The sequence below is a fragment of the Stenotrophomonas maltophilia genome, assembly GCF_004920835.1.
GTDB classification, from domain to species: Bacteria; Pseudomonadota; Gammaproteobacteria; order Xanthomonadales; family Xanthomonadaceae; genus Stenotrophomonas; species Stenotrophomonas maltophilia_AQ.
On sequence record NZ_QFHO01000004.1, the window covers coordinates 130,798 to 143,309 of the forward strand.

At 56.5% G+C, this 12,512-nt stretch carries 9 protein-coding genes; 6 read left to right on the forward strand and 3 right to left on the reverse strand.

Going from position 1 to position 12,512, the window contains the following annotated elements; all coding sequences use genetic code 11:
* Positions 1–2: 2 nt before the first annotated feature.
* From DI041_RS04990 to DI041_RS05000, 3 genes are all read right to left on the reverse strand, one after another.
* Positions 3–1,427, reverse strand: coding sequence for a short-chain fatty acid transporter (locus tag DI041_RS04990; RefSeq protein WP_211195209.1), 1,425 nt, complete (start codon positions 1,425–1,427; stop codon positions 3–5).
* A gap of 168 nt (positions 1,428–1,595) precedes the next feature.
* The gene (gene ubiA, locus DI041_RS04995) at positions 1,596–2,489 is read right to left on the reverse strand and encodes a 4-hydroxybenzoate octaprenyltransferase (RefSeq protein ID WP_136639306.1); all 894 of its coding nucleotides are present in this window, start codon (positions 2,487–2,489) and stop codon (positions 1,596–1,598) included.
* Between the two features lie 98 nt (positions 2,490–2,587).
* Positions 2,588–4,801, reverse strand: a complete 2,214-nt coding sequence (locus DI041_RS05000) for a polysaccharide biosynthesis tyrosine autokinase (RefSeq protein WP_440862128.1) — start codon at positions 4,799–4,801, stop codon at positions 2,588–2,590.
* 418 nt (positions 4,802–5,219) lie between these two features.
* Between DI041_RS05000 and DI041_RS05005 the strand changes: the two genes are divergently transcribed.
* The 6 genes from DI041_RS05005 (at position 5,220) to DI041_RS05030 (ending at position 12,486) form a co-directional block, all read left to right on the forward strand.
* Positions 5,220–6,386: a nucleotide sugar dehydrogenase gene (locus DI041_RS05005; RefSeq protein ID WP_136639308.1), complete on the forward strand. Its 1,167-nt coding sequence runs from the start codon at positions 5,220–5,222 to the stop codon at positions 6,384–6,386.
* A gap of 30 nt (positions 6,387–6,416) precedes the next feature.
* Positions 6,417–7,538: a GDP-mannose 4,6-dehydratase gene (gene gmd / locus DI041_RS05010; RefSeq protein ID WP_049435765.1), complete on the forward strand. Its 1,122-nt coding sequence runs from the start codon at positions 6,417–6,419 to the stop codon at positions 7,536–7,538.
* Positions 7,539–7,692: 154 nt separating this feature from the next.
* On the forward strand, positions 7,693–8,931 hold the full coding sequence (locus DI041_RS05015; RefSeq protein WP_136639309.1) for a hypothetical protein: 1,239 nt from the start codon (positions 7,693–7,695) through the stop codon (positions 8,929–8,931).
* A gap of 1 nt (position 8,932) precedes the next feature.
* Positions 8,933–10,123, forward strand: coding sequence for an EpsG family protein (locus tag DI041_RS05020; protein WP_136639310.1), 1,191 nt, complete (start codon positions 8,933–8,935; stop codon positions 10,121–10,123).
* Between the two features lie 9 nt (positions 10,124–10,132).
* Positions 10,133–11,305, forward strand: a complete 1,173-nt coding sequence (locus DI041_RS05025; protein ID WP_136639311.1) for a glycosyltransferase family 4 protein — start codon at positions 10,133–10,135, stop codon at positions 11,303–11,305.
* Positions 11,302–12,486, forward strand: coding sequence for a glycosyltransferase family 4 protein (locus DI041_RS05030; RefSeq protein ID WP_136639312.1), 1,185 nt, complete (start codon positions 11,302–11,304; stop codon positions 12,484–12,486). The genes DI041_RS05025 and DI041_RS05030 overlap by 4 nt, the downstream gene beginning before the upstream one ends.
* Positions 12,487–12,512: the final 26 nt, after the last annotated feature.

Consider the following 12,512-nt stretch of genomic DNA (forward strand, 5'->3'; position numbering starts at 1 on the left):
ATTCAGGGCATCACCGGCGGCACATACGCCAGGGTCATGCCCAGCAGCCACAGCAGGCCCAGCACCAGCGGAATGTGCACCAGCAGCTGGATGAAGGTGAAGCCGACGATGTCGCGCGCCTTCAGGCCCAGCACGCCCAGCAATGGCAGCATCCAGAACGGGTTGATCAGGTTCGGCAGCGCTTCGGCCGCGTTGTAGACCTGCACCGCCCAGCCCAGATGTGCCTTCAGTTCGTTGGCGGCCTGCATCACGTACGGCGCCTCGATGATCCACTTGCCGCCACCGGACGGCACGAAGAAGCCCAGCACCGCCGAGTAGACACCCATCACCAACGCGAACGTATCGGTGCTGGCTACGTGCACGAACAGGCTCGACAGCCGGTGCGCCAGTGTCTGTCCATCGCCGCCGGCAGCGTGGGTGAGAATCATCGCGATGCCACCGTACAACGGGAACTGGATCAGCACGCCGGTGGTGCTCGGTACCGCCTTCGCGACCGCGTTGAGGAAGCTGCGCGGCCGCCAGTGCAGCAGCAGGCCCAGCGAAATGAACAGGAAGTTGTAGGTGTTGAGGTTGGCGATGGCCGTGACCAGCGGCTTGTTGGCGAACTCGTTGAACAGCCAGCCGAACGCCAGCAGCGAGAGCAGCACGGTCAGCAGCGGGCTGTACTCCAGCCATTCGCCCGGGCGCGTGCGCTGCTGCAGCGGCTCCGGCTCGGCCTGCGCGGCGCCGGGGAACTCCTCGGCGGTACGGGCGCTGCCGGCGGCCGGTGCGGTCAGCCAGGCGATCAGCAGCGAGACCAGGATCAACACCGAAGTCAGCGCGATCGACTGCCACAGGAAAATGGTTTCAGTGAACGGCAGGACGCCGGTGATCTCCACCAGCCCCGGCGGCATGCTGGCCGGGTTGGCCTGCAGCTGCGCGGCCGACGAGCTCAATCCCATCGCCCACACCGCACCCAGACCGAGATAAGCCGAGGCACCGGCCGCGCGGTAGTCCATGCGCAGCTCGGTGCGGCGAGCCAGCGCGCGGACCAGCAGGCCGCCGAACACCAGCGAGAAGCCCCAGCTGAGCAGCGAGGCGAGCATGCTGACCAGGCCCACGTACACCACCGCACCACGGCCGGTGCGCGGCACACGGGCAAGGAAATCGATGAAGCGTGCGACCACCGGTGCAGTGGCCACGGCATAGCCACCGATGACCACGAAGGCCATCTGCATGGTGAAGGGAATCAGGCTCCAGAAGCCGTCGCCGAAGGCACTGGCGGTAGCCTGCGGGGTGGAGCCGAAGCTCATCGCCGCCAGCGCGACAATGACCACGCCCAGCACCGCGAACACGTACGCATCGGGGAACCATTTTTCCGCCCAGGCGGCCGAGCGCAGCGCAGCGCGCGCCATCCAGCCGTCCTGTACTGCTGCCGTCGAGGCCATCACCTACCCTCCCAGGTTCGATGGCTCGATTCTGGGCGGTGGGGTGCGGGCTGTCAGCCACCTATTGGTCGTAGGTGGCCGGTGGCGGTGGTGCCGGCCGCTGGCCGGCAACCTCGAGATTACGCACGGGTGCAGCCGGCCAGCGGCCGGCTCTACCTCACCTTGCGCTCAACGCAGCGCCAAATCCACGGCGATACCGGCAAACAGCGCGGCACCCACCCAGTTGTTGTGCAGGAAGGCCTTGAAGCACGGCCCACGCTCGCGGTTGCGGCAGATCCAGAACTCGTACACCACCAGCAGCGTGGCCACCGCTACGCCGGCCAGGTAGTACCCGCCCAGCCCGCCGCGCACGCCCACCAGCGCCATCGTGGCCAGGAACAGCGCGTACAGCACGCCCTGGATGACCAGGTCGAGGTCACCGAACAGGATCGCGGTGGAGTGAGAGCCCATCTTCAGGTCGTCCTCGCGGTCGACCATGGCGTACCAGGTGTCGTAGGCGGTGGACCACAGGATGTTGCCGGCATACAGCAGCCAGCCCAGCAGCGGCACCTCGCCCTGCACGGCGGCGAACGCCATCGGGATGCCCCAGCCGAACGACATGCCCAGGTAGACCTGCGGCAGATGGGTGTAGCGCTTCAGGTACGGGTAGCTGGCGGCCAGGAACACGCCGATGAAGCTGAGGCCAATGGTCAGGCCGTTCAGGGTCAACACCAGGCCGAACGCCACCAGCATCAGCACGGCGAACAACGCCAGCGCAGCGCGGCCACTGATCGCACCGGTGGCCAGCGGGCGCGCCTTGGTGCGCTCCACATGCGGGTCGAGCCAGCGGTCGGCATAGTCGTTGATGACGCAACCGGCCGAGCGGGTCAGCCACACGCCGGCGGTGAACACGAACAGGGTCCACAGCGGCGGCAGGCCGCCTGCGGCCAACCACAACGCCCACCAGGTGGGCCACAGCAGCAGCAGCGTGCCGATCGGGCGATCAGCGCGCATCAGACTCCAGTAATGCCGCCAACGCGGCGTCGCCGGCGACTGCGGCGAAGTGAGGGGGGTATCAGCCATGGCGATAGGATACTCCTGCGCCGGGGGCGAGACTCAGAAACGACAGGGCCCGATGCGCCTGCGCGCACCGGGCCCCGATATCCTGCCCTGCGAAGTGGTCAGGCCTTCTCGTCGGACTTGTACTCGTAATAGCCGTAGCTGTAATAGCCGGTGGCACGTTTCTCGACTGCGTTGAAGATCGCGCCCTTGATCTGCACGCCGTTCTGCTCGAAGCGCTGCAGCGTCAGCTCGATTTCCTTGGCCTGGTTTACGCCGAAACGGGTGACCAGCAGGCTCGAACCGGCATGGGTGGCGACCAGCGCCGGGTCGGTCACGGCCAGGATCGGCGGGGTATCGACGATCACCAAGTCGTACTTGCCGGACATGTCCTGCAGCAGCTGCGCGAAACGCGGGTGCATCAGCAATTCGGCCGGGTTCGGCGGGATGTCGCCACGCACCATGTAGTGCATGTTGTCCAGGCCGGACACCGGATGGATCACGTCGTCGACGCTGAGCTTGCCGCCCAGCACATCTGACAGGCCCTTCTGGTGCGAGACACCCAGGATCTTGTGCAGGGTGCCCTTGCGCATGTCGGCATCGATGACAAGCACACGCTGACCCGCCTGCGCGATGACCGCGGCCAGATTGGTGGAGACGAAGGTCTTGCCCACGCCCGGGCGCGGGCCCGAAATGGTCAGGATGTTGTTCTTCGCTTCCAGCATCGCGAAGTGCAGGCTGGTACGCAGGCTGCGCAGTGCCTCCACAGTCGGGTCAGCTGGTGCGGATACCGCCAGCAGGTGCTGGCGACCGTCGGCCACCACGCGCTTACCATGCTTGCCCTTGCGCAGCTTGGGCAGGGTGTTGGACACGCTGAGCGGGATGGCGGCGTAGACCGGCAGGCCCAGGGCTTCGATGTCCGCCGGGTCTTCGATGCCCGGGTTGAGCATGCGCTGGAGGAAGACGAAGGCGACCGAGAGGAAACCGCCGAGGAGCGTGGCGATGGCGACGATCAGGGCCTTGCGGGGTGCAACCGGGTTGGCGATGTCAACGATGGCCGGATCAACAATACGCACATTGCCGACCGCGCCCGCGCGGGCCACATCGAGCTGCTGCGCCTGATTCAAAAGCGCCGTGTACAGCTCGTTGCTGACCTGCAGGTCACGGGTCAGCCGCAGCAGTTCCTGCTGGGTTTCCGGCAGATCACCGACCTGCTTCTGGAAACCGCCCTTGCGGCCTTCCAGATCGCCGATCTGGCGCAGAAGTGCTCGGTAGGCAGGATGCTCGCGCGTGAAGCTACGATCCATCTCGGCCTGCTTCAGGCGCAGCTGCTGGATGCTGGCTTCGACGGCCACTTCCTGTTCCAGCAGACCCTTGGTCTGCATGGTGATGTCCACCGACCGGGACTGCGACTGGTAGGCGCTCATGGCAGCCTGTGCCTGCTCCACCTGACGACGGATGGTAGGCAGCTGGTCCTTGACGAACTGGAGCTGCGACGCGGCTTCGGCGGAACTCCGGTCGACGTTCTGACGGACATATGCGTCAGCAACACGCTGCACGAACGACTCGGCCCGAGAGGGGTCGGTGTCCTGATAGACAAGTCTCAGGATGCCGGACTCCTTGCCCTGTTCGGTAGCCTTCAACTCTTTTTGCAGGGACGCTAGGACGTCAAGGCGGCGCAACCGGGTCACTTCAAACTGCATGCCAGGATTCGCACGCAGTTCATCCACCTCCAACCTCACTCCACGGCCCTCTGCAGGTACACCGACCTGACCACGAAGCAGCATCTCACCGTCTTCGTCCAGAAGCGTGAAGTCCTTACCCGTGCTTCCAACTTTTAGAGTCAGGGTAGAGTCGATCAGAGACGCAGGGACTTCCAACCGATGGATACCGAGCACATCTCCGCCGCAGCCATACCGGGCAAGGCCGAACATCGGCGGGCATACATCCCCGTCTTCCTGTGGCTTGTAACGGCGCACAAAGAAGTTGCCTAGCAAGGGAAAACGGCGCGGCTCAACCTGAATTTCCAGATTGAGTTGATCAACTGCAGCGCCAATCACCGAACGCGAAGTCAGGAGCGCAACTTCGGTGGTAGCAGCGGTACTGCCACTGCCGCCCAACGAGGCAAGATCAGCGAGACCCGGGATGCTTGGCACTTTTGACTCAACCTGAACCAATGACTGCGCTTGGTAGATCGGTCGAGCGAGCAAGGCATACAGCAGCCCAGCAGCCATGAAGAAAGCCGTAGTTGCGAAGATGAACCATTTTCGGTCAAGCACCGCACCTAGTACTTCCCGCAGATCAATCTCGTCATCCTTGCTTACCCGGGACTCCATTTGACTCCTCATAGCTTCCACTTCCGTTCGAGAACGATGGTCTGGCGGCCTCACGAAGTTCAAACGCGCTAGCGCCCTCGCCCGACCAAGCCTATTAGCATACCAATTTCTGAACGCCAATCGAACTGATGGCCGCGATTGTAGGCTCCGGATTAGCCAAAGCGAAGATTGGCACCACAAGCTACCAAGATCCGATCCCTCTTCGAGCAGCGGCAGAATTGCTATGCTACGTAGCTGGCGATGCGAATGAGCTGCGAGTCGCAGTCTGAGCTGGATCAGCTAGATGCCTTCATTCTCACCCGGTGACGATACCATCCCGGGAGGCGTCTACTGTGGGCTTCAGAACGATTTGACAATGAAGATATGCCTGACTCGCTTGCACCACCCACTGTATTGAACTGGTACAAAAGGACTTGCAATGAAGATCGCTGTTGTCGGAACTGGCTATGTAGGCCTCTCCAATGCCGTTCTAATGGCACAGAATCATCAGGTTCTCGCACTTGACATTGACGCGGCACGCGTAGCGCTCATCAATAGTGGACGCACTCCACTGGAAGACAGGGAGATTGGCGAGTATTTGGCAAGGGGAACCCTAAGCCTTACTGCAACTACCGACAAGCAAGAGGCATACGCGAATGCCGATTATGTTGTGATCGCCACCCCCACCGACTACGACACGCAGAGTCATTGCTTCGACATAAGCTCGGTGGAATCGGTCATTGCAGACGTACTGCGGATCAACCCTGAAGCCGTCATGGTGATCAAGTCCACCATTCCGGTTGGATGCACCAAAGAACTTCGCGCACGCTTTGAAACGGATCGAATAATATTTTCCCCTGAGTTCCTCCGTGAAGGCAAGGCGCTTTACGACAACCTCCATCCCAGTCGGATTATCGTGGGTGAGCGATCTGATCGAGCGAGGGTGTTTGCGGACTTGCTGCAAGAAGGAGCGATAAGCAAGGACGCACCCACTCTATTCACTGATTCAACTGAAGCAGAGGCGATAAAGCTTTTTGCGAACACCTACTTGGCAATGCGTGTCGCTTACTTCAATGAGCTGGATACGTACGCTGCCACTCACGAATTGGACACTCGACAGATCATTGCTGGCGTCAGCCTGGATCCTCGCATTGGGAGTCATTACAACAACCCTTCCTTTGGGTACGGGGGTTATTGCTTGCCCAAGGACACGAAGCAACTGCTGGCAAACTACCAGAATGTTCCCCAGAACCTCATCCGTGCGATTGTCGAGTCAAATGGCACGCGCAAAGATTTTATTGCCGATGAAGTTATTTCCCTAAAACCCAGAGTTGTAGGAATTTATCGCCTGGTCATGAAATCAGGATCAGATAACTTCAGAGCTTCCGCGATTCAGGGTGTAATGAAGCGCATTAAGGCAAAAGGAATTGAAGTAATCGTCTATGAGCCAACGCTGGATGATTCAACGTTTTATGGATCCAGAGTTGTAAATGATCTTAATGCCTTCAAAGTGGAGGCGGATCTGATTCTTGCGAACAGAGCCTCCGAACTGATCGCCGACGTATCCAACAAGGTGTACAGCCGGGACCTGTTTGGGGCCGACTGAAGAAACCGCATACTGCAGGGAAAGAAAGAAATGACGAAACGCGCACTGATCACCGGCGTTACTGGCCAGGATGGCTCTTATCTGGCGGAACTGCTTCTCGATAAAGGTTATGAGGTTCATGGCATAAAGCGCCGTGCGTCCCTCTTCAATACGCAGCGAGTTGATCACATCTATGAAGATCCTCATGATTCGAACCCCAGATTCCACCTCCACTATGGCGACCTCACTGACACCAGCAACCTGACGAGAATTCTCGCCGAGGTACAGCCAGATGAAGTCTATAACCTGGGCGCACAAAGTCACGTCGCGGTGAGCTTCGAAGCACCCGAATATACGGCTGACGTAGACGCCATCGGCACATTACGTCTCCTAGAAGCGATTCGATTCCTTAAATTGACGGACAGAACGCGCTTCTACCAAGCCTCTACCTCTGAGTTGTACGGGCTGGTTCAGGAGACGCCGCAGCGCGAGACCACTCCCTTTTATCCGCGCAGCCCTTACGGCGTTGCGAAGCTCTACGCGTACTGGATTACTGTCAATTACCGTGAAAGCTACGGAATGTACGCGTGTAATGGGATCCTGTTCAATCATGAGAGCCCGCGCCGGGGCGAGACTTTCGTAACCAGAAAGATCACGCGCGGACTGGCCAATATCGCTCAAGGGCTTGAAAGCTGCTTGTACATGGGCAATCTCGATGCACTTCGGGACTGGGGTCATGCAAAGGACTACGTCCGAATGCAGTGGATGATGCTTCAGCAGGACGAACCTCGAGACTTCGTGATCGCCACTGGGGTGCAGTACAGCGTTCGCGAGTTCATAGTGATGGCATGTAAAGAACTCGGAATCGAACTTAGTTTCGAGGGAACAGGCGTCAATGAACGAGCGATCGTCCGATCCATCACGGGCGATGCCGCTCCGTCCGTCAAGGTCGGAGATGCAATCGTCTGCATAGATCCGCGCTACTACAGACCAGCAGAGGTCGAGTCACTGCTGGGGGATCCCTCCTTGGCAAAGGCCGAGTTGGGCTGGACACCCCAGATCACGCTGCAGGATATGGTCAAGGAGATGGTTCAGTCCGATCTCACCGCAGCAAGGCAACACGCGCTCCTTCGGAGTCATGGCTTCCCAGTTGCTCTCGGCAAGGGGAGTTAAAGGCACCGCCGTCATAGCGATCCGCTTTATCTCCGCAATAGCTCGCGGCTATGGAGGAGCATTGGGGATACTCAAGCCTCACCCTAGCCGCCGAGTTCACGACCGCCTGCAGATGAAGCAGAAAATAGTCCAACTACTTTCAAGATCGCGGACCGTGTTTGCAGCGCTCCTGGGTCAAGCAAGCTCAAGCTTGTCGAGCTTGCTTGTCTCGGCTTGGCTCTTGCTTGCCGCGGCCAAGGAGAGCTTTGGGCTTTATAGCCTGTGCTTTTCCATAGCACTAGTAGCTGCCGGAATGATTTCCTCCGGCCTCACCGTCCAGTTTGTCGTAAACCTACCGAGTCGAAATACTCCCGAGAGAGAAATTGAACTCCTTTCTCTGACCTACATAATTGTCGCTGCAACCTTGGGGGCTGCGGCCATCTGTGCGACTGCCGCTCCCGCCCTTTCCATAATCAACTGGCAACTGGACATCCCTGCAGTGCTGATCACGGCGAGCATGGCGTGTGCAATGAGTTGCAGGGAATTGGTAGTTCGATACCTCGTCTTTGCTGAAGCAAACACAAAAGTTACAGCATCGAGCGCAGTTTTGCTGCTCACGACAATTTTACTTATTGTTCTCGCACCGACCTCAGTCAGCAAAGTGGTGTGGGCGGGCTTTACATACTCGGCCGCCACAGTCGTCAGCCTGCTCGCCTGCAGGCCGACCAAATTGGCTTACGCAGCGCAAGTTTCCCCCTCGACACTGATACGCACGCTGAGGGATTCGTGGAGCGGCGGGAAATGGGGGATTTTGAGCAACATCTTCTTCTCTGCCCGAAATCAGGCCCACAGCCTCATTCTAGCCCCACTTGGAATGAGCACGATCGCGGACGTTAATGCAGCCCGATTGTTGTTCATGCCGATATTCCAGATAATTCCAGTAATATCGCAGGTTGGATTGAGCACAACCAGCAAGAAACGAGAAGAGAGCAAGCAGTCTGCAATCGAATCCGGAAACAAGGTCGTAGTCATCTCCGTAGTTCCGTTACTTCTTTATGGCGTGACCATACTCATTGCGTCACTAGTGGTGCCAGAACATTGGATCCCATCAGATTACATAGGCGCGCTTCCCTACCTGGCCGGCTGGGGATTGATAACTTGCGCAATCGGTGCACGCGCAGCATTCTCAACTACTCTCCTGGCTTTGCATGAATTCCGCGCCATTGCATCAGGAAACGGCCTGTCCCTTGCGATCATGGCCCTTTCCTGGCTCGCATTGTCAAATTTGGCCGGCCCACCAGCAGCACTTTATTCAATGGCCGCGGCAGAGATATTTGTTGCCTTTACCTATGCGCGCAGATTGAACAGCATCAGAAAATCAATGGATCTTAACAAACATACGGGAGCTCAATAGAATGCGAGCCCACAACCAACCCTTGGAAATTTGGCGTTACGTCATCGTAGCTTCGCTTGCGGTGCTGGGCTCCATATTCATTTGGGCACCGGTTCTATTTCTTTTGATATTCTCGGTCGCGGTAAGCACAATCAAGCCTGGCCGCGCACCCGCAATTGCATGCGCTGCTTTCTTTACCTTCCTATTCGGCTGGATCAATTCGAACAAGATACCCGACGGTGACTGGTCCTGGTACTTGTATCACTTTCAGCTGCTGCAGGACATTCCAATCTATGACTACTTCGGCCAAGTACATATGGGAGTCTCGGCTCGCTTAACCGAGCCGGTCTACCATGTTCTTGCATGGATCTTATCCATTACAACCAGTGCCCAGCCTGAGGTACTTGCTGTTGTTGTCACCGCGATAATCTACGGATCAGTCGCATATTTTGTTACCGGCACTGCAGCCGCCTTAACCGCCACGCGACTGTCTGGCGTCTATGTTGCGCTTGCAATCATATGTGCCTCCACAATTGGCATCACGTTCACCCTGACCACTCATCTCGTCCGACAAGAGCTCGCAATCGCGTTCCTGCTTGGGTCGCTATGTCTGGAAATGAAAATGAGACGGAGACCCGCTCTGGTACTGGCCATGCTGGCTGTCCTGACGCACAACTCCGCAATCATTCCCGCATTTGTGCTTATATTCATCGTCCAGGTGAAGCTGATCCGGAACTCCGTTATACGGAAAAGCTTGATCGGCGCAGCTTCACTGGCACTGCTTGGGTTTGGCTATTACTTCTCCACCAGCGATGAGATTTACAGGTTTGGAGACAAGAATGACGGCGCAATTGGCCTTCTCACGTATGTACTCGATGCGGCGATCGTCATAGGAGCCTCATCACTTCTCAACACGAAGTCGGTGGGAAAGCTAGTAAAATCCTTCTTCATCCCATTTGTCGCAATGTATAGCCTGACCGTCATTGGTGCATCCCAGCAGCCCCTTGCGCTCCTGAGAATGTATTTCTATTTCGAATTGATTCGCGTGGTCGGGGTTACTCTAATCTGTCTGTGGCTGGCCGCAAACAGAGCATTTATCGTACTTTCCATTCTAGCCATAGCGGGCTTCTACTACGTGTCGCTCAGAATGGATAACTCGCCATTCTACTTCGGCGGGGAATTTGTTGATTATTTCTTTGCGCGTCCGATATAGCCGGAACACATGAAAAGGAATTTGGGCATGCCCAGCGCGGCCAACAATGCAAAGCACGTCGTTATTGTACAGAGACGGCTGACGCACTATCGCGTACCCTTCTTTGAGGAGCTGCGTAGAGCATTAGCTGCTCGTGACATCAAGCTAACTCTCGTTTACGGAAATCCCACTCGCAGAGAAGCCAGCAAGGATGATGGCGCCGATCTTCCGTGGGGAATAAAGGTACCGTGCAAGTATTTTCTCTCTGATCGACTTTGCCTCCAGTGGTTTGTGCCCCAGGCAAAGAATGCTGACCTGGTAATTCTCACTCATGAAAACAAGCTCATTGCAAATCTATGGGCGCAGTATGCGATGAGCAACCTGAGAGTAGGCCTGTGGGGACATGGCGCCAATCTCCAGGGGAGCAAGGATTCCATACGAGAAATCTTCAAACGACGCACCGCCTTGCGCGCTGATTGGTGGTTTGGATACACAGAGATGAGCCGAGGCCTTATCCTGTCCACCGGCTACCCTGCTGATCGAATCAGTATAGTTGAGAATTCCATCGACTCGCTCGCGCTAGCGACGGAGTATACGGCTGCTTTGGATGCAAAGCTTAACAATGCTATCTCAACTGAGATGGCATGTGAGGCACCCACCGCTGCCTACATCGGATCGCTCTATAAAGAGAAACGACTGGAATTCCTCTTTGAAGCTGCCGTAAGAATCAAAGAGATAATTCCTAAGTTTAGACTGGTTGTTGCAGGAGCGGGTCCAGACAAATCGATAGTCGAAAGTTTTGTCGGGCGCAATCCTTGGGTTCGCTATGTTGGACCAGTCGATGACCAGAATAAGGCCTTGATACTTGCTGAATCCAAGGTATTGCTGAATCCCGGTCTCGTCGGCCTGGGAATATTAGATTCTTTCGTCTGCCAGACCCCGATGATAACGACTGACTGCGGGATTCACAGCCCAGAGATTTCCTATCTAGAAAACGGAAAAAATGGAGTCATAACTAATAATGACATCCATTCCTTCGTCCGTGAAACAGTGCGCGTGCTTCAGGATTCGAATTATCGCAATCATCTGGTGAATGGATGCAAGAAGAGCGCCCTTCATTATACGGTTGAGAACATGGCAGCCAACTTCGCGGACGGCATCATCAGCTGTCTAAATTCAGCACCACTACGAAGTCAGAAATGAAGATCCTAATTCTTCACAACTCCTACAGAAAGCGTGGTGGAGAAGACGTGGTCGTTGAGCGCGAGCTCAACCTGCTCAGGGAATCCGGGCATGAAGTTGAGATATACATCGCCGCGAACGATTCGATATCTGGCGCTGCAGGAAAAATAAAGACAGCCATAGGCACATTATTCTCTATTTCTTCCTACAAAAAATTGCGAAGGATGATATTTGAGTTCAATCCAGACGTCGTTCATGTGCACAATTTTTTCCCGATACTTTCCCCGTCAGTGTTCTATGCATGCCGTTCAATGCGCAAGCCGGTAGTACTGACGCTGCACAACTACAGGATTATTTGCCCCACTTCCACTCTGGAGCACGCGGGAAAACTGTCAACCAGAAGCATATACAATGGCCCGTGGTGGGCATTGCGCCACCGCGTTTTTCAAGGATCACTGCTTGGCACTTTCGTCCTTTGCAGCATGATATCAATGCACAGGCGTATCGGGACATGGGCAAGATTCGTTGATCGATTCATCATACCAAGTGAAACAGGACGCGAGCACTTCGTTGCAGCGGGAATCTCTGGGAACAAAATTACAACAAAACCTCATTTCGTCGATATCCCTCTCGCACCAGAGCTTCCACGAAGTGGATTTCTATTTGTCGGCAGACTTTCCCCTGAAAAGGGGATCCATACACTTCTAGCTGCGGCAAAGAAGCTTGTATCCTGCGAAGCCACTTATAAAAGTGAATTTACAATAGTCGGCGACGGACCAGAAGCTGTCTCATGTGCTTCCTCGGGGCTGACCACTGCGGGCGCCCTATCGCCACAGGGTGTCGAGGACATGATGCGCCGCGCAGCGGCTCTTATTGTCCCTAGCCAATGCCATGAAACCTTCGGCCTCGTCATAATAGAGGCCTATGCATGCGGCCTACCCGTTATTGCGAGTCGTGTGGGTGCATTTCGCGACATCGTGATTGATGGCGTGACAGGAATTTTCTTTGAGCCAGGCGACAGTGATGATCTGGCGGAGAAGATTGCTTGGGCAAAAGCCAATCCAGATGAGCTCGTCCGCATGGGCAGAGAGGCAAGGTCCCGATATGAGAACTTCTATACTCCGCACCATAACGAATCAATGCTGAAAGAAATATACCAGCAGGCAATCAATGAAAAAGCGGCTGATAATAATGAATCCTAGCGCTAGACAGTTAAAAAGGGTCGTGG